This window comes from Rhodococcus sp. D-46 (genome assembly GCF_011290655.1).
In the GTDB taxonomy this organism is placed as follows: domain Bacteria; phylum Actinomycetota; class Actinomycetes; order Mycobacteriales; family Mycobacteriaceae; genus Rhodococcus_F; species Rhodococcus_F qingshengii.
In genome coordinates this window covers 407,401-429,849 of sequence record NZ_JAANTF010000006.1, presented here as the reverse complement: position 1 = coordinate 429,849, position 22,449 = coordinate 407,401, and the positions used below count along the sequence as shown (strand labels likewise).

Annotated in this window: 21 protein-coding genes; 16 read left to right on the top strand and 5 right to left on the bottom strand. The window is 61.4% G+C overall.

The window, feature by feature from the left end:
* The first annotated feature begins 21 nt into the window (after window positions 1-21).
* Window positions 22-159 (top strand): hypothetical protein, encoded by a 138-nt coding sequence (locus G9U53_RS17810; RefSeq protein ID WP_153211511.1) that lies wholly within the window; start codon window positions 22-24, stop codon window positions 157-159.
* Window positions 160-167: 8 nt separating this feature from the next.
* On the opposite strand, the gene G9U53_RS17805 is transcribed toward G9U53_RS17810, so the two are convergent.
* From G9U53_RS17805 to G9U53_RS17795, 3 genes are all read right to left on the bottom strand, one after another.
* A complete protein-coding gene (locus G9U53_RS17805; RefSeq protein ID WP_007729934.1) occupies window positions 168-1,823 on the bottom strand; it encodes an FAD-binding dehydrogenase in 1,656 nt (551 codons plus the stop codon).
* On the bottom strand, window positions 1,820-2,485 hold the full coding sequence (locus tag G9U53_RS17800; RefSeq protein WP_065454946.1) for a TetR/AcrR family transcriptional regulator: 666 nt from the start codon (window positions 2,483-2,485) through the stop codon (window positions 1,820-1,822). The genes G9U53_RS17805 and G9U53_RS17800 overlap by 4 nt, the downstream gene beginning before the upstream one ends.
* A gap of 141 nt (window positions 2,486-2,626) precedes the next feature.
* On the bottom strand, window positions 2,627-3,958 hold the full coding sequence (locus G9U53_RS17795; RefSeq protein ID WP_064444197.1) for an MFS transporter: 1,332 nt from the start codon (window positions 3,956-3,958) through the stop codon (window positions 2,627-2,629).
* A 157-nt stretch (window positions 3,959-4,115) separates the two neighbouring features.
* On the opposite strand from G9U53_RS17795, the gene G9U53_RS17790 reads away from it, so the two are divergent.
* The 3 genes from G9U53_RS17790 (at window position 4,116) to G9U53_RS17780 (ending at window position 6,686) form a co-directional block, all read left to right on the top strand.
* Window positions 4,116-5,279: an LLM class flavin-dependent oxidoreductase gene (locus G9U53_RS17790; protein ID WP_165638979.1), complete on the top strand. Its 1,164-nt coding sequence runs from the start codon at window positions 4,116-4,118 to the stop codon at window positions 5,277-5,279.
* A gap of 150 nt (window positions 5,280-5,429) precedes the next feature.
* The gene (locus tag G9U53_RS17785) at window positions 5,430-5,966 is read left to right on the top strand and encodes a hypothetical protein (protein WP_007729952.1); all 537 of its coding nucleotides are present in this window, start codon (window positions 5,430-5,432) and stop codon (window positions 5,964-5,966) included.
* 87 nt (window positions 5,967-6,053) lie between these two features.
* Window positions 6,054-6,686, top strand: a complete 633-nt coding sequence (locus G9U53_RS17780) for a hypothetical protein (RefSeq protein ID WP_165638978.1) — start codon at window positions 6,054-6,056, stop codon at window positions 6,684-6,686.
* A 10-nt stretch (window positions 6,687-6,696) separates the two neighbouring features.
* Here G9U53_RS17780 and G9U53_RS17775 read toward each other — a convergent pair whose 3' ends face one another.
* The gene (locus G9U53_RS17775; RefSeq protein WP_003940315.1) at window positions 6,697-7,212 is read right to left on the bottom strand and encodes a CGNR zinc finger domain-containing protein; all 516 of its coding nucleotides are present in this window, start codon (window positions 7,210-7,212) and stop codon (window positions 6,697-6,699) included.
* Between the two features lie 25 nt (window positions 7,213-7,237).
* Between G9U53_RS17775 and G9U53_RS17770 the strand changes: the two genes are divergently transcribed.
* The 4 genes from G9U53_RS17770 (at window position 7,238) to G9U53_RS17755 (ending at window position 10,322) form a co-directional block, all read left to right on the top strand.
* Window positions 7,238-7,429 (top strand): hypothetical protein, encoded by a 192-nt coding sequence (locus G9U53_RS17770; protein ID WP_039973125.1) that lies wholly within the window; start codon window positions 7,238-7,240, stop codon window positions 7,427-7,429.
* Between the two features lie 103 nt (window positions 7,430-7,532).
* Window positions 7,533-9,140 (top strand): AMP-binding protein, encoded by a 1,608-nt coding sequence (locus G9U53_RS17765; protein ID WP_165638977.1) that lies wholly within the window; start codon window positions 7,533-7,535, stop codon window positions 9,138-9,140.
* 127 nt (window positions 9,141-9,267) lie between these two features.
* The gene (locus tag G9U53_RS17760) at window positions 9,268-9,552 is read left to right on the top strand and encodes a hypothetical protein (RefSeq protein ID WP_165638976.1); all 285 of its coding nucleotides are present in this window, start codon (window positions 9,268-9,270) and stop codon (window positions 9,550-9,552) included.
* Between the two features lie 38 nt (window positions 9,553-9,590).
* Window positions 9,591-10,322: a hypothetical protein gene (locus tag G9U53_RS17755; RefSeq protein WP_165638975.1), complete on the top strand. Its 732-nt coding sequence runs from the start codon at window positions 9,591-9,593 to the stop codon at window positions 10,320-10,322.
* Window positions 10,323-10,336: 14 nt separating this feature from the next.
* On the opposite strand, the gene G9U53_RS17750 is transcribed toward G9U53_RS17755, so the two are convergent.
* A complete protein-coding gene (locus tag G9U53_RS17750; protein ID WP_223304585.1) occupies window positions 10,337-12,292 on the bottom strand; it encodes an AarF/UbiB family protein in 1,956 nt (651 codons plus the stop codon).
* Between the two features lie 350 nt (window positions 12,293-12,642).
* Between G9U53_RS17750 and G9U53_RS17745 the strand changes: the two genes are divergently transcribed.
* From G9U53_RS17745 to G9U53_RS17710, 8 genes are all read left to right on the top strand, one after another.
* Complete coding sequence (locus G9U53_RS17745; RefSeq protein WP_139799808.1) at window positions 12,643-13,971, top strand: hypothetical protein; 1,329 nt, start codon at window positions 12,643-12,645, stop codon at window positions 13,969-13,971.
* Window positions 13,964-15,103 carry a hypothetical protein gene (locus G9U53_RS17740; protein WP_242692583.1) on the top strand — a complete coding sequence of 380 codons (1,140 nt, stop codon included), beginning with the start codon at window positions 13,964-13,966 and terminating at the stop codon, window positions 15,101-15,103. The genes G9U53_RS17745 and G9U53_RS17740 overlap by 8 nt, the downstream gene beginning before the upstream one ends.
* A 517-nt stretch (window positions 15,104-15,620) precedes the next feature.
* Window positions 15,621-16,625, top strand: a complete 1,005-nt coding sequence (locus G9U53_RS17735; RefSeq protein ID WP_065351475.1) for a LuxR C-terminal-related transcriptional regulator — start codon at window positions 15,621-15,623, stop codon at window positions 16,623-16,625.
* 482 nt (window positions 16,626-17,107) lie between these two features.
* Window positions 17,108-17,239, top strand: a complete 132-nt coding sequence (locus G9U53_RS33960) for a hypothetical protein (RefSeq protein ID WP_257233137.1) — start codon at window positions 17,108-17,110, stop codon at window positions 17,237-17,239.
* Window positions 17,239-18,789, top strand: a complete 1,551-nt coding sequence (locus tag G9U53_RS17725; RefSeq protein WP_047271997.1) for a sodium:solute symporter family protein — start codon at window positions 17,239-17,241, stop codon at window positions 18,787-18,789. The genes G9U53_RS33960 and G9U53_RS17725 overlap by 1 nt, the downstream gene beginning before the upstream one ends.
* A 42-nt stretch (window positions 18,790-18,831) precedes the next feature.
* Entirely contained in the window at window positions 18,832-19,719 is an 888-nt protein-coding gene (locus G9U53_RS17720; RefSeq protein WP_047271999.1) for an alpha/beta hydrolase, read from the top strand.
* Between the two features lie 32 nt (window positions 19,720-19,751).
* On the top strand, window positions 19,752-21,005 hold the full coding sequence (locus G9U53_RS17715; protein WP_165638974.1) for a DUF1116 domain-containing protein: 1,254 nt from the start codon (window positions 19,752-19,754) through the stop codon (window positions 21,003-21,005).
* Window positions 21,002-22,378, top strand: coding sequence for an amidase (locus tag G9U53_RS17710; RefSeq protein WP_165638973.1), 1,377 nt, complete (start codon window positions 21,002-21,004; stop codon window positions 22,376-22,378). Before G9U53_RS17715 ends, G9U53_RS17710 begins: the two co-directional genes overlap by 4 nt.
* The last annotated feature ends 71 nt before the right edge of the window (window positions 22,379-22,449 follow it).

Sequence of the window (22,449 nt, the reverse complement as noted above, 5' to 3'; positions counted from 1 at the left end):
ATCTCCTGAGGGAGGGTCGCAATGCCGACCGTCATCCGAACTGTTCACGATCTGGTCCGCCACGCGCGCGGGCCGACGCACCATCACCACCATCAATCCGTGCACGAGGCGCGGCGAATGCGTGCCCACCACATTCTGGTCACGCATTCGCTCGCCTGATTTCGGGGCTACAGGTCGCGCGCCAATGCTCGTCCGGCTGCGCGGCCCGAGAAGATGCAGCCGCCGAGGAAGGTCCCCTCGAGTGCGCTGTAACCGTGGACTCCGCCGCCGCCGAAGCCCGCGACTTCACCGGCTGCGTACAGGCCGTCGAAGACACTGCCGTCGGCCTTGATGACCTGCGAATCCAGGTTGGTTTCCAAGCCGCCGAGAGTCTTGCGTGTGAGCAGGTGCAACCGGACCGCGATCAGTGGGCCGTTCTTGGGGTCCAGGATCTTGTGCGGTGCAACGACGCGCACGATCTTGTCTGCCAACAGATTACGGGCACCGTGGATGGCGGTGACCTGGAAGTCTTTGCTGTACTTGTTGTCGACTTCGCGGTCGCGGGCGATCATCTCGCGCTCGATGTCCTCGTAGTCGAGGAGCGGTTCGTCAGTGAGGGCGTTCATGCCGTCGACCAGATCACGAAGGTTGTTGCGCACAACGAAGTCGGCGCCCTTCTGCTTGAACGCCTCGACCGGTCCCGGCGCGCCCTTCTTGATTCGTTCGAGGAGGAGCTTGAAGTCGCGGTTGGTGAAGTCCGGGTTCTGTTCCGATCCCGAGAGTGCGAACTCCTTCTCGATGATCTTCTGGTCGAGGATGAACCACGTGTACTCGTGGCCGCTGTCCAGGATGTACTTGAAGGTTCCCATCGTGTCGAAGCCCGGGAAGTTGGGGACCGGCAGACGCTTGCCGGTGGCGTCGAACCACATCGAGGACGGTCCGGGAATGATTCGGATTCCGTGGTTCGGCCAGATGGGATTCCAGTTCTGGATGCCTTCGGTGTAGTGCCACATGCGGTCGCGGTTCACGATGTTTCCGCCCGCGGATTCGGTGATTTCAAGCATGCGCCCGTCGACGTGCGCCGGTACTCCCGTCAGCATGTGCTTGGGTGCCTTGCCGAGTCGCTCGGGCCAGTTCTTCTTCACCAGTTCGTAGTTGCCGCCGATTCCACCGGAGGTGACCACGACGGCCTGTGCGGCGAACTCGAACTCGCCGACGGGAGTGCGTGAGCTCTTCACGCCGCGCAGATCACTGGAAGGTTCGAGGACGGTTCCTCGTACACCGGTGACCGCGCCGTCGGTGACCACCAACTGATCCACCTGGTGGCGGTGCTTGAACGTGACCAGTCCGCGCTTCTGGGCCGCAATCACCTTGGTCAGAAAGACATCGACCACGCCGGGGCCGGTTCCCCAGGTGAGGTGGAAGCGCGGCACCGAATTGCCGTGTCCAAGAGCCATTCCGCGGCCGCGTTCGGCCCAGCCGACATTCGGCATCAGGCGAAGCCCCAGATCGTGCAGGTACTGACGCTTGTCGCCGGCCGCGAACTCGACGTACGCCTTGGCCCACTGACGCGGCCAGTGATCTTCGCGGTCGCGGTCGAATCCCGCTGTGCCCATCCAGTCCTGCATCGCCAACTCGAGGGAGTCCTTGATGCCGAGTCGGCGTTGTTCGGGGCTGTTCACGAGGAAGAGTCCGCCGAGAGACCAAAATGCCTGCGCGCCGAGGTTGGCAGCGTTCTCCTGTTCCACGACAAGGACTTTGCGGCCCGCGCGCGTCAGTTCGTAGGTGGCGACCAGTCCCGCCAGCCCTGCCCCGACAACGATGACGTCAGCTTGTTCGCTCACGACAACTCCTCTTCCGATTGGTTGTTCTGGATTATTTCGCTGTAGGACAGCAGAATTCGAGTGAAGATATCGCGGCGCAGTGCAAAGGCGGCGTTGGTGTCGGTATCGACGAGGCACTGCACGCTGGTGCCGTCGTGCACTGCAACCAATGCCCGTCCCAACGCCGTCGGGTCGCCGACGATTGTTCGCCCGACATCGCTGAGTGCGGACTCCACGATGGGCAACAGGGTGCGAAGGATCGCGTCTTCACGGTCGGCAAGGGCTTTGCGAAGTGCCGGGTTACGGAGCGCGTGGGCTGTGAATTCCGCGTTGATCCGGTACCACTGGGGGTCGACCGGAACCACCGCCACGATCCGGGCGACAGCGGCATGGATGTCGACGGTGTTGCCGGCGGTGATCGACTCCGTCGCCAGCCGTAGATCGGCGAGCATTGATGCAGATCGCTGCTCCCACATCGCGAAGAACAATTCGTCGAGTGAATCGAAGTTGGAGTAGAACGCGCCTCGGGAGTATCCGGCGCGTTCGCAGATCTGCTCGACCGTGGCGTGCCCGAACCCGGATTCGGAGAAGACATCTGCAGCCGCGTCGAGCAGGCGCTGCCGGGTCTGACCACGGCGTTTGGTGACACGCTTGGCCGGAGAGTTGTCCGTTCCAGTCGTCATCGGCGCCTCCGTCAGGGTGGGACCCCAAACGATACACCGATGTATCCGATGCGCAGGCGTATCTCGATCTGTTCTTCTTCGCAGGTATTTCTATGCATATCTAGTAAATGTGCAAGAGAGGTGAATATTCAGATGTGATCGCTACAGATGCAGATCACGCTTCCTGATCGCCGCAGTGGCGACGACGCTGATCGCCGAGGTAGCCACCAGATATCCACAGGCCAGCCACGGTGAACCGCCGGTGGCGCCGATCAGTGCAGTAAGGATCAGAGGTGTGACGCCGGAGGCGTAGATACCAGAGAACTGGTAGACGACCGACAACCCGGTGTACCGGATTTCTGTGGGGTAGAGGCTCGCATACAGCGTTCCCTGGGCGCCGTAGAACAAGGCATGAATCACTCCGAAGACCACGACCATCGCGACTCCGAAGAGCAGGAGATTCTCGGTACCGAACAGTGCGAAGGCGGGGAAGATCGCGAGGCCGTACGCGGCGATGCCCACGATGTAGACCCGTTGCGGGCCGAACCGATCAGCGAGTGAACCGGAAAACGGCAGCAAGATCGCCATCACTACTGCGGCCACGGTGACCACAAGAAGTACCGGAACCTTTTCGAAATGCAGAGTCTTGGTTGCATACGTGATTGCAAAGACGCCCCAGGTGTTGAACGCGGCGCCCTCGCCCCAGCGAGACAGCATGCCCAGTACGGTGTTTCGCGCGACTCTTCCTTGAAAGACTTCCCTGAGCGGGGCGGATGAGCGCTGTTCGAGGTCGCGAACGGCCTGAAATGCCGGCGTCTCGTCGACCTTCAAACGGACCACCAACCCCACGATCACGAGTACCAAGCTCAGAACAAAGGCTATGCGCCAGCCGAAACGGAGAAACTGTTCGTCGTCGAAGACCGTTTGAAGTAGTGCGAACATTCCTGTGCCCAAAGCCAAGCCGAGAGCCAGTCCGATCTGCGGGATGCTGCCGAACAGCCCGCGCTTCTTCTCCGGACTGTGTTCGACCGCCAGAAGAACGGCTCCGGCCCACTCACCACCGAGAGCAAATCCCTGCAGGATACGAAGCAGCAGAAGCAGAATCGGTGCAACGACCCCGATTTGAGCTGCGGTCGGAAGGACACCCATGAGCGCCGTCGCGATACCCATGATGAACATCGTGAGGGCAAGCGTTTTCTTGCGCCCGATGCGATCGCCGATGTGACCGAACACCACTCCGCCGATGGGGCGAACGAGAAAGCCGACCGCGAAGGTCGCAAAAGAAAGCATGGTCCCGACAAAGGAACTCTGGTTGGGGAAGAACAGTTGGTTGAAGACGAGGCTCGCGGCCGTCGCGTAGAGGAAGAAGTCGTACCACTCGACCGTCGTGCCGAGCAGGCTCGCGGCGACGACGGTTCTCAGTCTGGATCGCCGCTCGTCGTCGGTCTCGTTCGAGAACGGTGAATTGTGCTCGACTTCGGCAAACGTGGTCATCGGAGCCCCCGGGTCGCGGTGCAAATTCACGAAGGTATCGCCGGAGCCGAAAGTGGGCACCCGTAGCGATCAGGGTGATTTCAACCCTGTTCTTCGAGGTGGACTGTGGTTGTAATGACAGAAGAGTTCTGCCTGTTCGTCGACGAAAGGAATCACCGTGTCACTGCGCTTCCACTGGTTCTTGCCTACTTACGGTGATTCCCGGAATCTGATGGCGGGTGGGCACGGCAGCTCGATGTCCGGTGATCGTCCGGCGACGCTGAAATACCTGAATCAGATCGGCGCGGCCGCCGAGACGAACGGCTTCGAGGCCGTCCTCACGCCGACCGGCGCGTGGTGCGAAGACGCATGGCTGACGACTGCGATGATGCTCGAGACCACCGAGACGCTCAAGTTTCTGGTTGCTCTGCGACCGGGATTGCTCAGCCCGACGCTGGCCGCCCAGATGGCCGCAACCTTCCAATGGCAGTCGGGCGGTCGTCTGCTGCTCAACGTCGTGACCGGCGGGGAGGACCACGAGCAGCGCACGTTCGGTGACTTCCTCGACAAGAACCAACGGTACGCACGATGCGGCGAGTTCCTCGACGTGATCCGCCAGTTGTGGTCCGGTAACGGTCCGGTTGATTTCTCCGGCGAGTACGTCAACGTGGAAAAGGCTACGCTGCAGCGTATTCCGGATCCGGTACCGCCCATCTTCTTCGGCGGATCGTCGCCGGCGGCCGGAACCGTCGCATCGCGTTACGCGGATACGTATCTCACGTGGGGTGAGACGCCGTCCGCTGTTGCCGCCAAGATCGCCTGGATCCGCGACCTCGCGGAAGTCCAAGGTCGTCACCTCGACTACGGAATCCGTCTGCATGTCATCAGCCGGGACACCTCGGAACAGGCATGGGCAGAAGCGGATCGGCTGCTCAGTGCGCTCGATCCGGCGACCGTCGAGCAGGCTCAGGCGAGTCTTGCGCGATCCGGCTCCGAAGGTCAGCGTCGAATGCTCGAATTGCACGGCGGCGGTTCGGCTTACAAGGAGGGCGTCGGAGCGAGGTCGCTGGAGATTGCGCCGAACCTGTGGACCGTCGTCGGATTGGTGCGAGGGGGTGCAGGCACCGCATTGGTCGGTTCGCACCAAGAAGTGGCTGATCGGATTGCCGAGTACGCGGCGATCGGTCTGGATCACTTCGTATTGTCGGGCTATCCCCATCTCGAAGAGGCGTATCAGTTCGGTGAGGGCGTGCGTCCGATCCTCGAAAAGCGTGGAATGGTAGCACCGCACGGTTCGGTCGGCGGACCGGTGCGAACGCCCTTCGTCTCCAGTGGGAACTGAGTCGAACAGCGAGCTCTTCGAGAAGGGGACGTTTGTCCCGATCTTTCGGGCACGGCCTCCCTCCGGGACTATTCACGCAATTCGGTCAGTAGATCCGTTCTAGGCTGCGCACTGTTGCCGAACTCAAGGCGCAGTACGAAAGGATCCTCGATGAAGCTGGGCACGAGTGGAGTACGTCGCGTCGTGGGAACCGTGGCAGTCGCCGCTGCAACCGCGGCAGGCGTCGCGATGGTCAATCCTGCAACTGCGTCGGCCGAGGTGGTCCCGCCGGTCGTCTCGTACAAGGTGACCGGAAACGATCTGGCACTGACGATCACGAACAACAACACGGGCATTGCCCCGTTGTGCCAGGCGTTTGTCGTCAACGCCGCGGATTCTGCTGCCGTGCTTGATGATCCGCTCAAGCTGCTCGATCCGAACCTTGTGGTGTACCCCAAGATCACCGACCCGTCCTCACTGTTCGCCGTCGGTAAGGGGCAGACGGTCACCAACACCGTGACCGATGTTCCGGACGGAACCTACGCCGTGCTCGGTGCCTGCTCCGATCTTCTCGATCTGGAGACGTTGGGTAAGCCTGTTCCTGGCGTGCCGAGCCTCGTTGTCATCGGTGGACCGTTCAGCGGCATCAATACCGGAAGCCTGAGCGACCTGTTTGGCAGCGGCAGCCTCGAAGGACTTTTCGGGTAGCTCACCGTCTGTCTCCCCAATTTTCCGACTGAGCGGTCTATTCTTCAGGCATCTGGTGATCTGACCGACTTGCCTGGAGGTTCGGAAATGCGAAGTCGTGGATTCAAACGCGCTCTCGGAAGCATTGTCGCGGCGTCGGCCGCCGTCGTGGGACTGGTTGTCATGACTCCGGCGACGGCGTCGGCAGCACCGGCGATTCTCCCGCCTCCGGTGTCGGTGAGCGCAGCGGACAATGCGATCACCTTCACCATCACCAATCCGAACCCGCGGTTCAGCTTCATCAACTGCACAGTGGCGATCCTCAACGCCAGGGATGTCCCCGACGTGATCCGCGATCCGGCAAAGCTGCTCCAGCCCGGCGTGTTGGTGTATCCGACCGTCAGCAACATCCTCGATCTGTTTGCCGTTTCGCCTGGGCAGACGATCACGCGGACCGTCGGGAATCTGCCGGCCGGGGTGTACGCCGTTGCGGGAGCGTGCGTTCGACTGCTCGATCCGACCAACCCCACTATCGCGATTCCGCAGGCCGTTGTGGTCGGCGGCTGGTTCGAGGGCGCCGGAACCGGAAGTCTCTCAGGTTCTTTGCAGGACCTGGGATACAACACGGTCCAGGACTTGATCGACGCGTGGAATCGAATCAGCTCGGGAAGCAGCGGCGGCAGCTTCCAGTTCGACTACCAAGGTGGCTCGGACTTCGAGGTAGTGGGTCCCACGTCGTAGTCGGTCCGGCTCACTTGCGCGCGCGGTGGCGTCGCACCGCGTCGCGATTTGCACACGTGGGGGAGCAGTACCGCTGATTGCCGTTGCGTGAGGTGTCCGCGTAGATGTTGGTGCACTCGTCCAGGGTGCACCGACCTAATCTGTGCATTCCGCGGCCGACGAGGTGCAGCGCCGTGCCTACCGAGAAGAGTGCCTTGAGGACCTCGGCGAGCGACTGTTGGGGATCGCGGTAGTGCAGATGCCACCCGTCGTTGGCGTGGTTGGTCATTCGCGGATACGCCGACGCTTGCTCGAGCATGACGTTCACCAACTCGGCGCGGGCAGCCTCCTCCGTGACGTCGACGATTTTCGACCACTCGATCAGAAGGTCGAGGGTCTCGTCGAGGTCCTTCTCGGCGATGGGGAAATCGAGAATGATGCCTGCGTCGACGCAGCGTTCGACGAGTTCGGCCAAGGTCTCGGGATTTCGATTGGCCAGGTCGGCGGCCAGCGTCACCGCATATTCGCCGTAAGGGTTGAGATGCACAATGCCATTACATCATGCTCGTCGTATGAAGAAAACAGATTTCGCGCCGATAAGTTGCATCCACCGCTGGGAGATCGAATCTCGGCATCGGACCAGCGAGGGGACGGTCACCTACCTGCGCTGCCATTGCGGGTCGTGGCAGACCTTGCTCGCCGAATGGGTGTCGGGCGGTGCGGGCTCGGCCGTCGCTGCGCCGATCAAGGTCAGGTCCAGGTAATGGTCAGCTAATCGCTCCGTTTTGCCTCGGGTGACATGGAACGTGTTCTAGATTCAGGGTTGTATGCCTCGGTATCGCGGCGCAGACTCTGAAAGGGAAGACGATGCAGTTCAACCTCGCTGATGTATTCGAAACCGTCGCCAGCTCGGTGCCTGATCGCGTCGCCTTGACTTACGAGGGAGAGAACTTCTCCTACGCTGAGCTGGACGCGGAAGCCAACCGAACGGCCAACCTGCTCGCGCAAGCCGGCATCTCGCGCGGCGATCATGTAGCCCTGTTCCTGAAGAACAGCGTCGAACATGTCACGTCGATCCTCGGGTTGATCAAGATCCGTGCGGTCCCGATCAACGTGAACTACCGGTACACGCCCGCCGAGCTCGAGTACATCTTCACCAACTCCGACTCGGTCGCAGTGGTCGTGGAACTCCTCGAGCATCAGCGTGTCCTTGCTTCCCTTTTCGGTGCATGCCCGAAGGTGAAGACGGTGATCGTGATCGGCGAGGTCGAGGCCGAACTGGTCGCTGCCGCGAAAGCGCATGAAGTGTCGGTGGTTTCCTTCGACGACGCTCGCGAGATGTCACCGGTAGGGGAGTTCGATTCTCGTTCGGGCGACGACGTGTACCTGCTCTACACCGGCGGGACGACCGGATACCCGAAGGGTGTCATGTGGCGTCACGACGACTTCTTCCGTAAGCCGCTCTCCGGCGGAAATCCGTACGGCGAGGAAGCTCGACAGGACCTCGCCGAGATAGCCAGCGCTGCAAAGGAATTTCCGGAACTCTCGTTCCTCATTGCCGCCCCCCTCATGCACGGCGCAGCGTTGTATTCGCTGTTCACCTTCCTCACCCTCGGTGCCCGCGTGGTTCTACGACGAGAATTCGTTGCGGAGAAGGTCGTCGAAGCGATCGAGAAGGATTCGGTACAGGTGATCCTGATCGTCGGTGACGGCATGGGACTGCCGTTGGTCGACGAGATGGAACGACGCAAAGACGAGGTCGATTTCAGCAGTCTCTTCTCGATCACGTCAGGTGGTGCGATCTGGTCCACCAGCGTTCGAGACCGCATGCTGGCGGTGAAGCCGGACCTGCTGTTGCGGGACAACTTCGGAGCCTCGGAGTCCGGTAATGACGGCGCCTTCTCCATCGATGAGGCGGGAAATCTGCGAATGCCACCCTCGCCGAACATGATCCTGGTCGACGAGCGGCTCGAAGAGATCCCCGCCGGCTCCGACGACGTGGGCTACATCGCGCGTATCGGAAACGTCCCGCTCGGGTACTACAAGGACGAAGAGAAGACCGCCCGCACGTTCCCGACCCGCGCTGACGGCACCCGTCTTTCGGTGCTCGGCGACATGGGCAAGGTCGAAGCGGACGGCACGATTGCCTTCCTGGGCCGCGGCTCACAGTGCATTAACACCGGCGGCGAGAAGGTTTTCGCCGAAGAGGTCGAGGCTGCCCTTCACGCGCATCCGGCGATCTCCGACGCGCTTGTCGTCCCCGCACCCGACGCGCGCATGGGGCAGCAGGTCGCAGCGGTGATCGCGACCTACCCCGGATCCGACGAGCTGACTCTCGAAGCGGTTCAGGAACATTGCCGTAAGACGTTGGCCGGTTACAAGGTGCCGCGCACGATCGTGCTGGTCGATGAAGTCAAGAGGACCCCGGCCGGTAAGGCGGACTACCGCTGGGCGACGACACTGGCGTCGTCCTAGCAGTGTGGAGTGGGTGGCGACAACCTTTCACACGGATTTCACCACGACATAAGAGACATACCGGAAAGATGGCGCAGAGTAAGTCGTTCGCGCCTTGCGTCGTCACTCCACGAAAGGGTCTCAGCTCATGCTCATCATCGGAATAATCCTGTTCGGGATCGTCATCGGAGCGGGAGCCCAGCTGATTCTGGGGAAAACGACCGCACGAGTGGACTGGACCTTCGCGTTCATCGCGGGAATCGGTGGTTCGCTGGTCGGCGGATTGCTCGTGAGTTTGATTGCAGGCGACGGATTATCATTGCGCCCGAGCGGCATCCTCGGGTCCCTTGCCGGCGCTGTCATCATCACCGCGGGGTGGCAGTGGTACCGCGGGAGGAACGCAACTACAACTACGCGTCCGTCTGATCGCTGATTTCCACAGTTCCGTCAGGGGACGGAGAGCGTCGACATATGACCGAACTACTCGATGAAGTCCTCACCGCACATGGCGGAGTCGAACGTTGGCAGTCTGTTTCAGCGATCACGGCACGGGGACGTTTGGGCGGTCTGCTGCCTCAGCGCTTCCCCGGCAACAAGCTGGCGAAGTTCACGGTCGAGGTTGAAGTCGCCGAGCAACGCACTGTCCTCCAAGACTTTCCGCGTGTCGGCGAGTGCGCTGTGTTCGACAAGGGCGTCGTGCGGATCGAAACTCGTGACGGCGAAGAACTCGGGAGGCGAACCGACCCACGTCCAGAGTTTTTCGGGTTGAGTGGAGTCCGGCGCAACCTCCACTGGGACGCGCTCGACTCCGCTTACTTTGCCGGCTACGCCTTTTGGAACTATCTGAACGCACCGCCGCTGCTCGCCCGCGACGACATCACTGTCACCGAAGCCGAACCTTGGCAGGAATCCGGGCAGCAATGGCGACGAGTACAAGCAACATTTGCGCCAGAAATCGACACCCATTGCCGGCAGCAGACCTTCTATGTCGACAACGGTGGCCTCATCCGCCGTCACGACTTCGTCGCCGAACCGGTAGGCAGCTGGGCGAAAGCTGCTCTCTACTGTGACCATCACCGTCAGTTCGACGGTCTCACCTTTCCCACTCGACGGCGCGTTCTCCCGCGGGGCCCAGGCAGTCGCGTTCTCTCGCGGCCGACCCTCCTGGCGCTCGACTTCGACGACATCGAGATCAAGCGATGAAAATCAGTTCTCGGTTACCTGTTGTCGAGTGTGAACAAACGGAACACGGTCCGCATGCACAGAACGACGCCGACGAAGCCCAGTACCGCACTCGCGAGTGCATAGCCCGACAGCTGAGGTGTGAGTTGTGGTCCGCCAGGTACGAACAGCAGGATCGCCGCGACGATCAGCGCGGTCACTCCCGCCGCCATACCCAGGGCGTTGTTCGCCGACCGTCGTAGCCATCGCCTGTCGTCGGGGTGTGCAACCGAGCGAGTGCGAAGTGTGAAGCTTCCCGACGCGATCGAGGTCGCGATCTGATCGAGCTGACCAGGCAGGCGCCGGACCACCGCGGTTGTGACCGCCGTCGTCGACAGGATTGCCTGCGCGGCTGCAGTCGGGCTGGCGACATGGGTCAACAGTCGGGGTACTTCGGCCCGAACAGCAGCGACGAGGTCGATCTGCGGATCCAGGAGCCGCAGGGCGCGCTCCAAGGACGCGAGCGAACGGAAAGCGGCGGCGACGTCTCCCGGCACTCCGATTCGGTGTTCGCGAAGCACAGTGAACATTCGCGCGAACGATGCCATGGAAACATTGGGTTGGACACTGAGCAGGGTGATCTCTCGGCCCACCTGGTGACGTAGTGCTCCGCGATCAACTTCGGGCGGCACGTCGAATGCCATCAGCATCGCGTCGACTGTCGCCACCGGATCACCTGCGAGGGCAGCGTTGAGGAGCACGGCGAACAAGATCCGTGTCTCGCCGTCCAGAACCCCTACTGCGCCGAAGTCGAGGAGCCCGACCCGGCCGTCATCGAGGATCATGATGTTGCCGGGGTGCAGGTCCGCGTGAAACACGCCGTGGACAAAGATCCCGTCGAGCAACGACGCAAGAAGTTCGTTGGCGATGCTGCTGCGGGTGTCGCGGTCGAGGCCGGTGAGCGCCGACTCACCGTCGGAGAGCGGTGTGCCGTGAAGACGTTCCATCACGAGCACCCGTCCGCTACTGAGGTTGGGGTAGATGTGCGGAACGACGATATCCGGGCGGTTCGACATGGTGGAAGCAATCGCGCCGGTATTCGCTGCTTCGGTGCGGTAGTCGAGTTCCTCGAGCAGTGACGTGACGAGGCCCCCGGCGAGTCGGTGAACGCCGATATCGCGTGCCCAGGGAAAACGGGTCTCCGCGCGGGATGACACGCGAAGGAAGATATCGCAATCCACGCTCACTTGTGCGCTCGCCTCGGGCCGTTGAACCTTCACCACAACGTCGACGCCTTCAACGGTGCGCGCGGAATGTACCTGTGCGACAGAGGCGGCGGCGAACGGCTCCACATCGAACCATGCGAACACCGACTCTGGTGCGTCGCCGAGTTCCGATGCCAGTAGCTCCGCAATGCGGACTGGATCAGCCGGTCGTGCCGAACTTTGCAGAGACGAGAGAGTGCGAGCCAACTCGGGTGGTATGAGGTCGTCTCGCGTGCCGAGGATCTGTCCCAGCTTGACGAAAGTGACACCGCACCGGTTGATTACTTCCACCAGCGCGTCCCCGAACTGAGGCGCTGATGGCCCAGCACGGAGAGCGGGCCCGCCTCCCGCTCGCACGACGATGCCCATGATCTGGACGTATCGCTTGGTTCGTCGCCACGATTTGCGGCTGCGCTGCAATGCTTCTGGCGGTCCGGGGATGGACCCTGTTGGAAGGACAACTTCGAGGAAAACCAATGCGGCCAGGCATGCTGCGAACACCCAGAGCGCGACAACTCCGAAGAATATGAGCGCTGTTCCTACGCTCACCAGAAGTTGATCGTCCTGGCTGGCAATTCCTGCAAGTGTTGCGACGTATCCCGACAGTGGAACCCCCACCGAGAGTGCTATCACCGCGACCGCAAGGGTTCGCGGCCATCCGACTCTCGTCCCCAGCGTTCGTCGCATCACGCCCGCCAGTGCTGCTGCAAGAAATGGCGTCGTGACGATCCAGACCATCAAGTCCATTGCGATAGCGTACGGGTTTGCAATCTGCGATTCATCCAGGAAAACCCTGAGCCCACCCCGACTGACGGGTAACAAAGTCCGACAGTGCCCAAGCGTCGAACGTGCTCGGGCACTTTGGAGTTCATTCGCTCCGATGTCGACCCGTCCTGATCGAACGTCCAAAAAGAAGATAGTGCACCGCAGCAAAGAAACAATCACAGCGCACGGTGCGCTCAACCCTCGATCGCAGTGGATTATCGTCGAGGAGTTGCGCGATCGGCAGCCCTGAAATCGAACCAGTCGGGCGACCGTTGCGGTACACGATGCGGTTTCGCTGGTACCGTCGATGTCATGACTCTGCAGAAAGGCGCATGAGCGCCCACCTCCGGCGTAGGTTCCTGCGCCCTCGATATGTCTTCTTCGCCGCTGCTCACCTGTGGGTGGTCGACGAGCGTCAACCCGTTGCGGCACTGATTGATCCGCACACAGAATCGTTGGCGGGGTTGGTGGCGTGGACCGATCTTCCTCCGACCCCTCCGGGATTCGGCCCAGCACAGATCTCTGCCGACGAGTCCGGTTTGTGGATACAGAATCACCGCGACGGCCCTTTGGTTCACGTCGGTACCGACGGCATCGACCGGTCCGAATACACCGAAGGGCACCATCTGATCGGCGCGGGACGCGCCGGCGCCTGGTGTATGACGACTACACGCAGGCACAACGACATCTCACCCTCGCCGGATATTCCGCCACGGACGCTGAGGCGCAAACCGGCGCTGCTGGTGACCAAGCCGGGTGGTGGGATGCGTCTGGTCGAAGTGGATGCCGCGGCGATCGTGTCGGCCGAGTTCGACGAATCCTCGCTCTATCTCGGTGTCGAGCACGATCCGTGGGAACGGGTGCCGCGCGTGGACGGCACGGGAGGAAAGCGGGCCGGGTTCGAGTTGCGTTACAGCTCATCGGTATTGCAGATACCTCTGCATGATCCGGCCCCGCTGCGCATCGACCGCAACACCTACCTGTGCGCGGAAAATCGGCAGGTCGGGTACGCCAGCGAGTATGCGGATGTGTCGTACAACGAAAACCATCGCCGCAAGCGCGCATTCGATGGCAACGTGCGCTGGTACTGGGGCAAAGACCCCATTGCGCGTGGCGCCACAACTGTACGGGCCTACCGTGGTGAGGTTCCGTCGCCGGTGACGACTTTGATGCTGCCCGGGATGGATGTCGCCCACGGGGTCGCAGGGGCCAGGAGGCTGTGGTTGGTCGCGAGGACCGCTACCCGTCCTGCCGGCGGTCGGTCGGTACTTTCCACCGGGGTCGATGGCGGCATCCATTCGCTGATCACCGGCGGCATCGACATCACCGATCGGTGCTGGCCTGTCGGGCCTGAGCCACTCGATCATCACGGGTACGTGCAGTACTGCCTGCGCGGTCTCGACCGAATGCGGTTCTCGGACAAAGTCGATCAGGTGAGCGCCACGTACGTCGGCCACTGGCCGAGCGGCCGGATCCATGTCCGATTCCGGCATCGTGACTACCCGGGACTGATGTTGACAGCTCGGCTGAATCTGTACGACGAGCTTGGTGTTCGTCTCGACAATCTCCTGTCCTACGCCTCGGCAGAGTTGAGGGAACAAGCCGACACCCGCGCCTACCCCGCGGCTTCCGAAGCGATCGCGGGAGTCCTGCATGTCTGAGCTGAGCGGCGCAGGCGATCGGGCCGGAAAGCTCACCGAAACCAGGGGGAGGCGCGTTGACCTCGGCCGCAGACGACCGATACCCGAATGCATAACGGAGGCAGTGATGACCGAATGGGTGCAGATGTTGGTGACCTTGGCCGACGGACCGCGGCAACCGGTCCACGGGGTCGTGGTCCCGTACCGCAATTCCGACGAACCGTTTCACTATTACTTCGGCAGCTACGGTGAAGAACCTGTGTTTCTTCCCGTTCGCCTCCCCGGCGTGCATCTGTATCGGTGGGGGCGCCGATCGAGGATCGAGTCACTCGACGGGCAGGTGATGTTCGTCAGCGACGGCACCACCGCTTGGGACTTCACCGCCGACCCAGACCAACCGCGCTGCACCGAACTCCATCACGTGCACTCGCCCGGCGCGGGCCGATACCTTGCGATCACCCCGCGCGTTGAGCATTGGGTCGGCAACGATCATTCACGCCCGACAGGGCCGGTGACAGACGTCGAGTTCCTCGGCCGTCGATGCTGGTCGGTGGATCTCGCCCCACGCGAGAGCCGGAATCTGCCGAAGCCGTCGCTGCGGCTTGTCGTCGACGCCGAAACCGGTGCGGTACTTGCCCAACACTCCGGCGACGGTATCGACGGCGCCGCATACACCGACCTCAGAGTGGGGGAGCACCTCGAACTCTCCCTGTTCACCTGGGACGGTCCGGTCACCACCGATGCAGAATCGAGGAGCCTCACCGGTCGCGGCGGGCCACCAGTAACGCCGGCGCAGGAGTCGATGAGCTGGTTTCATGAGGAGATCGCCGCCGAACCCATCAGGGTGCCCATGCTGACGGACCTGACCCCACGCTTCGTTCACTCGATCGAACCCGAAACCGGCGCATTCGCCGCAGAACTCGGTGATAAAGCGGGATGGATCGCCCGGAGGCCACGATCGAACCAGCCGTGGAAAACCAAGACTTACGGATATCAGATCGCCTGGTCTACAGAAGATTTCGACTGGGTCTGCCAGATTCACCACGGAACACTCGACACCGCCGGGATCGAGTCCCTACAGCAGCAACTACACCCCGGCCTATCGGTAGTGGGCACGCCTGAACTTGTATTCGGCGGTTCGAACGGCGACTGAGACTGAGGGCGATAGGCACTCTTCAAGGAGAACGGGCATCTGGCAGCGTCATCGAACATGGCCGGAAACTTGCTGCACTGCCCACCGCGGCGACGAACGCACCTCCGCCGGTCCCGGTGTTCGACAACGATTCGGTGTGGATCGGCCCTGATTCAGTGTGAATTGTGATGGTGCCGAACGGTATACCCTTGATCGCTGCGCGAACGATTGCCGATTCACCATTGGTGGTCAACTTGCAGCCAATCTGCGCGCACTGTTTGTCAGCGGTTGCCGCCAGTGACAGTTCGATTGCGGGTGCCGCATCGGAGCTTTGCAAAGTCTCGACTGCCGTCAAAAATGCCGGGGATAGCGACCCCAGCTTGCTCGAGCCGATCGCCGGGTGGGCGTAAACCCAGCCACTTTTCGACCACTGCGTGTGGCTCTGCCGCCGGTTTCCCTCTCGTTCCCCGATGTTGCCTGACTGGCGAGACAATGAGAGCCTATACGTACTTGGGGGAGTCGGATCCAGGAGTATCGTATGCAGATCCACGCTTTGCTTCCCGCCATGATCCCGCCGGACGATGGCCGTTTCGTCGAACTATCCGATGTCCACGTGCGCGCTTCTGCTGCAATGAGAGTCCTGCGTGATTCGATTCCATGGGACGGATACGCATTGACGGCATGGGATGCGGGTTCAGGAAGTCACAGGCACGTCACGTTGGCGAGCGAAGGCTACACGCGGGAGCTCGACGAACATATGAACGACGCGTTCGTCGACGGGAATCCGGGCTTTCATTTGTTGCATACCCAGGTTCCGCACGCCCTCCGTTGGCTGGACTTGCAGAGGGATTGGCACATCCCGTTCGCGCAGACTCAGTCCGCCGAGGGATTCTTGATTCCCGCTGGGTTCAAGGAGGGCGCGACCATGTGTCTGAGGTTGCCTGGTGGGCGATATACCGGTGCTCTGCACGTGAGTTGGGCGCGCCCCAAAGACGCCAGTAACGAGGCTCTTAGCGTGATCGAGAGGTTCCGTCCTGTACTCGCTGACGTCTGTGATCTCTTCCGGAGCGCTCATGGTGCCGTGCAACGGGCTGGGGTGGCAGCGCACGCCGTCATAGTCACCGATACAGGCGCAATTTCGGAGCTGCCAGGTCATACGGCGGGTCCGGTTCTTGGAGAGTCTGCGCGCAGGTGGTTGGCGTCAGCGATCCGGGATTGGGCTGGCCGACCGGCGCAGTACTTGTGGGCCGAGTCGGATGGTTCGTGCCATCGGATCGAGTTGTCGGCGGGTCCCGGAACGTCCCTCGTGGTCGTTGAACGTCGGATTCCGTGGCCGTTCGGGTTGAGCTGCCGGGAAGTGCAAATTCTTCATTGGGTCACCCGAGGCTGTTCCAATCCCCAGATCGCGAAGAAGCTGTTCATCAGTCCTAGAACCGTTTCGACCCACGTCGAGCATCTTCTCGTCAAACTCGGGAGCCAATCTCGTGTGCAGCTCGCCGCGCTTGCTGTGGAAGCAGGACTGTTGCTCGCGAGCGAGATGTGAGGACCCGGAGTGCGACCGTCGTCAGGGTGACCGCAACGACCAGCGAGTCGGGGGAGTCGGAACGGGCGTAAACCAAAGCCCTACGGTAGCGCCAAAGGCGCTGTGAGGGGAGATGAATCTCCGTTGATGATGCAGCAGCCGCGTCTTTAGTGGCGGATTCTCACCCGTTCAGTTCCGGTTATGAAATTCTCGATGCCCCAGTACATTTCGCCCGTTCGGTTTGTCGTGTCCGCATGCGATGTCCGACCGGAGGTATGCGGAAAATACGTCAACTGACCGATGGTCGAGGAATGTGATTGTTCATACGCTTTTCATCTGGCTATACGCCGCCCAGCCGGCCCTGTTGACGGCCTGCAGAGACGAAAAGAGTATCAATGAAACGCACTGGCTTATTCAGTCGTTCCCCAGCGAGGAACATCGCCTTCGGCGCACTATTCGCGCTGATCAATATGATCGCGCTCTGGCCACCTTTGTACATCGCAATGTCCCACCAGCACGGTCTGGTCATCGGCGTACCGATTTCGGTCTGGTACCTGATACTCGTGTCCGCAGCTGCGATCGCAGCAGTCACCGGTCTCTGGGTCACCGAGTGTCGTCAGGGAGCGGTGGACTGATGATCGTCACTTTTGGCGCCTTAGGCGTCTTCTTCGTCGTCATCGTTGTTGTCCTTCACATCTCCAAGAACCGGCAAAGCGTCGCGACGTTCAGCAACTACGCCGTCGGTGAGCGCTCGTTTTCGAGCTGGTTCGTGTCGATGGCGTACACGAATTCGTGGTGGCCCGGTTCGACTTTTACCGCGGTTTTCGGTCTGACCGTTGCTAGTGGCGTGATCGGGTTGTACTTTCTCGTCTACTCCGTCCTTGGTGTTCTCGCGATGTATTTCATCGCCCGGCCAGTATGGAAGTGGGGTAAGAAGTTCGACCTGCGGACCCAGGCGGATCTACTGGACCTGCGGTACAACAGCCGCGGCCTGAAGTTGATCGGAAGCGCCATCAGTGTCGTCGCCCTCGTGCCCTGGCTCGTTCTCGGGCTCATTGCAATGGGCGCGGTAGTTCAGTGGGCATCGCTGGGTAAACTCTCTGACGCCGACTCCATCCTGATCGGGATTGCAGTATTGGTCGTGCGTCAGTTCTGGACCGTCCAGATGGGTATGAGGGGTCTCATCCTCACCGATATGGTCCAGGGGATTGTTGCCTACATCGGATCGGCCATTTTGTGCCTGGGCCTGTTGTTCTTCTACTTCGGTGGCATCTCGAACATGAGCAAGCTTACCGACGCTCAACTGAGCCTGCCCGGCTTCGGATCCGATGAAGGCGGACTCTACTACTTCGGCATCGTTGCCGCCGGAATCATTGGGAGTCTTTGCTGGCCTATGATATTCACGCGAATCTACACTGCGGCCAGCGTGCGTGAAGTGAAAAAGGGCTCGCTGCAAACAATGGCGATCGGCTTCGTGTTCTGCGTTCTACTCATGTTTGTCGCGCTGTGCGCGGCGCCGATCCCTTTCGCCGCTGCCAATCCAGTATCGTCGTTCTTCGCGATCGCGCAGGACGCCGGTGGTACCTGGTTGTTGGCGATCGCGCTTGTCATAGTTTTCGCGGCGGGAATGGGCTTCGTCGACGGCGTCACCCAAGCGATCGGCACTCAAGTTGCGAACGACATCGTTGCTGTCGTTCACCCACTGCGGGACAAGCAGGAGCTCTACCTCGCCAAGGCTGCGATGGCAGTTACCGCAATAGTTGCCGCGATCATCGCGTACCGCATCTACGATTCACCCAACTTGGCCGGCGTCACGCAGTTGGCGTATCAAGCCATCATCCAACTTGCCGTACCGATCTTCGGCGGACTCATGTGGCGCAAAGGTAACAGGGACGGCGCAATCGCCGGGCTGCTCGTCGGTGCGGTAATCGCTCTGGCGCTGACGGTTCCGTACATGGACCAAGGCGGGGCAGTGCCGTGGCTTGAGGGGTTAGGTTCCGGACTGGTCGGCCTCGTAGCCAATCTTGTCGTCTTCGTCGCGGTCAGCCTCCTTCGAGCCAGTGACCGGGAAGAGTTGGAACGAGTTGATCAGCTCTTCGAGTCGGCCCGAGAGCCGTCCCGCAGCCCAGGCCAGACAACACCCATACCGAGTGCCGGCCAGATAGCGCCCGCACCTTTACCGTGACCCGATCTCGGGACTGCCCCACAAAGAAGAGGAATTGAGTTCATGAGCACGTTCGATCAAACCATCACCATCCCCCACCTCGGCGGCTCGGTCATAGGGGCCACGTTCGGGCGACCTTACAACCCCGAATTGCCGACCCTGGTCATGATCAACTCGTACACCACCTCTGCGGAGTTGTACCGCGACCAGTTCGCGGATACTGCGCTGACCGACAGGGCCAACCTACTGGCCCTCGAGCCGTACGGTCATGGCCGAACCCGTTCGACATACAAGCATTTCACCTACTGGGACAGCGCAGTTGCGAACCTGCAGGCTCTTGCGGCACTGGACATTCCGAACGCATTCGTCTTGGGGACTTCGCAAGGGGGGTGGATTGCCACCCGAATGGGCTTGCTGGCACCAGAGGTAGTCAAAGGCCTGATTCCGTTGGGTACCTCGCTGGACGTCGAGAGTCAACGCAGCCGCGACCTCGGGTGCTGGGACGGGCCGGGATTCTGCACCCCCTACATCGAGGCCTTCGGCGAGCCGGTCGACGACGACTGGGTTGTTCCCGATGATTTCGTCGATGCCACCTTCGACGCTGCGCTGGGAGGCTTGAGCCCGGAAGACCGAGTGAGGTGGCTCGAGATCTACCGCACGAACTACTCCGGCGACGCCGGCCGGCACCGACTGCGGCTCGCCACGATCAATCTCCGTGATCGCGACGGGTTGTTCGGGCGATTGGACGAAGTGACTCAGCCGGTTCTGTGGCTCCACGGCACGGCAGACCAGGTTTATTCAGTGGCCAACGCCGAGGACGAAATCAAACTGTTCACCCGTGCGGCCGAAGTGCGCCTCGAGACGATCCCGAACGGGCATCACTTCCTGAGTGCGTCCAAACCCGCTGAAGTCAATGCTGCTGTGATCGATTTCCTCGGTCGGTGGGCATGACCGACACACAGCTCGAGCAAAAGGAAGAAGCTATGCAAGACATATTGTCGGACAGGCGAATTCATGCAAATGCGGTCGCAGTGAATGCGATGCTGCAAGCGGACCCCGTCTTGATCGATGTCACCCCGGCACTCGATGCGCTGCCCGGCATGACCCGCCACACCATCCTCACCTCGGGAGCCCCGTTGCCCTGGCCTGCATACGAAGGAGGCCAGCGCCGAGCGATACTGGGAGCAGCACTTTTCGAGGGGCTTGCGAACTCGGTGGAAGAGGCCGACGCTCTACTGCATGCGGGAGACATCCTCGTCCGGCCGTGCCATGACTACGGGTGCGTAGGCTCGCTGACCGGGGTGACGACGGCGTCGATGCCTGTCCTCGTTGTCGAAGATTCGATGTCGGGTTCGCGCGGACACTGCGTTCTCTACGAGGGAAGTGCCCGCGAACGCCTCACCTACGGGGTATGGGACGAGGCTGTACATCAACAATTGACCTGGATCAAGGACGTGCTCGGCCCAGCCCTCTCAGCGGCACTACGACACAACGGCGGTCTACACACCAGTCCCATCATTCGGCGTGCCCTCGGTATGGGCGATGACTTGCACAGCCGTAATACAGCGGCAACAGCGGTGTTCTTTGAGCAGATCTACGAGTCTGTTCTCGAGGCCAACGGCTTCACCGCAGCAACCCGCGACGTTCTGAACTTTCTCAGTCGGAACGATCTGTTCTTTCTCCATGTCGCGATGGCGACGGGTAAGAGCATCGCGACAACCGCCAGCAATACACCGCATAGCAGCATCGTCACCGCTATGGCGTTGAGCGGGAAGGAGTTCGCGATTCGTACAGCTGGCACCGGCCAGCGATGGTTTCGCGCGCCGATTCCCACGTTGCAGGCGAAATATTTCGACGGGATCACCGCTGAGGATACTGCGTACATGGGCGGGGAGAGCCTGATCACCGAGACGGTGGGACTCGGCGGCCTTTCGGCGGCGGCTGCTTTTTCGCTCCAGGATTACAGCGGCGGATCGGCTCAGAACATGGTCGAAACGACGGAGGCAATGTACGGCATTACTCACACTGAGCACCCCCGGTGGAAGATTCCGTATCTAGGGTTTCGTGGCGTTCCGTTCGGAATCGACGCGGCACGTGTGGTTTCCACCGCGATCACTCCACGTATCCACATGGGTGCCGCCCTGCGTGAAGGCGGACACGCGGGCGCCGGTCTGCTCATCGCCCCGATCGAACCCTTCCGCGAGGCCATCGCGGCGCTCACCGTGTCGGCGGCATGACGGAGAATCCCCCTTCGGCCGTCCACGTATCCGCGACTGGCGGCTACTTCAGCCGAAGAACCATCACGGACCTGGCTGCGGACCTTCGGGCACGTCGGGTCACGTCAGCGGACTTGATCGGGATTGCCATCGAGGATGCCGAGAGCTCGCAATCGACAATCAACGCGTTCGTCACCATCGACGTGGCCGGAGCTCGTGCGGCCGCAGCCGCCGCCGATCGAGAATTGGCCGCAGGTGCTGACCGGGGTCCGCTGCACGGGGTGCCGATAGCGGTGAAGGACATGATCGATGTACGAGGTCTGCCGACGACCGCCAGTTCGCGTCATTTCGTGAATCGGATCGCCGCTCGCGATGCAGATTGCGTCGAGCGGCTCAGACGAGCAGGTGCGATAGTGATCGGGAAGACGACGACGCATGAATTCGCGAACGGTCCGACGGGGGATCGTGCTGCTACTGGACCCACTCGTAACCCACATGCATTAGGGCACATGTCCGGAGGGTCTAGTAGCGGTTCGGCGGCCGCCGTCGCTGCCGGTATCGTTCCAGTTGCACTCGGCACCGATACCGGTGGTTCCGTGCGTATCCCCGCAGCATGCTGCGGCGTCGTCGGTGTTCGCCCCACACAAGGGGCGATCAGCACGCACGGAGTACTTCCTCTGGCCAGTTCGATGGACACTGTGGGCGTTCTGGCTCGCTGTGCAGCTGATGCACACGTCGTACTGTCGGCGTTGATCGACGATTTCTCACCACCGGCCGAGGGCACTTCCGTCGCCGGTGTGCGCGTTCGCTGGATATCGCCGAGATCAATTCATGCCACTCAACCATCGATTGCCCGTTCTGCCCGCGATCTGGTCGCACCATTTCTCGCCGACGAAATAGATATCCACGGCGCGGAGGCACTTCGCTTCTCCTATCGTGTCATCCAAGGGCGTGAAGCTCACGCGGTCCACGCCGAAAGGCTCAGTCTCGCAACCGATCTCTACGACCCAGAGGTGCGTGAGCGTCTCGAGATGGGCGGCACGTACACCGATTCGCAGTTCTTGCAGGCGATCGCAATTCGTGAACAGTTCCGTGCAGGTGTTGCTCAGCTACTCAGTGCGGTCGATTTCATTGCGCTGCCTACGATTCCCTTTTCGGCACCGCCGCTGTTCAGCCGTCGGGTGAGTGTCGAGGATCAGCCGGTCGACGTTCCAAGTGGTCTGCTCTCACTCACCGCGCCGTGGAGTCTCATCGGACTGCCCGCAGTGTCCATTCCAGCAGCCGACGTCGACGGTCTACCTGTCGGTGTACAGCTCGTCGGACGCTCACACACCGAGGCTGGTCTTCTGTCGTTCGCGGCGAAGCTTGAGGCGCGGAAGCTGTTCGAGAGTTGAGCGGGCCAGATCACGCTGCTCGCGCACCGATCAGCTGACCTCGCTGATTCGTAGTCCCAGTCTGCCGCCGC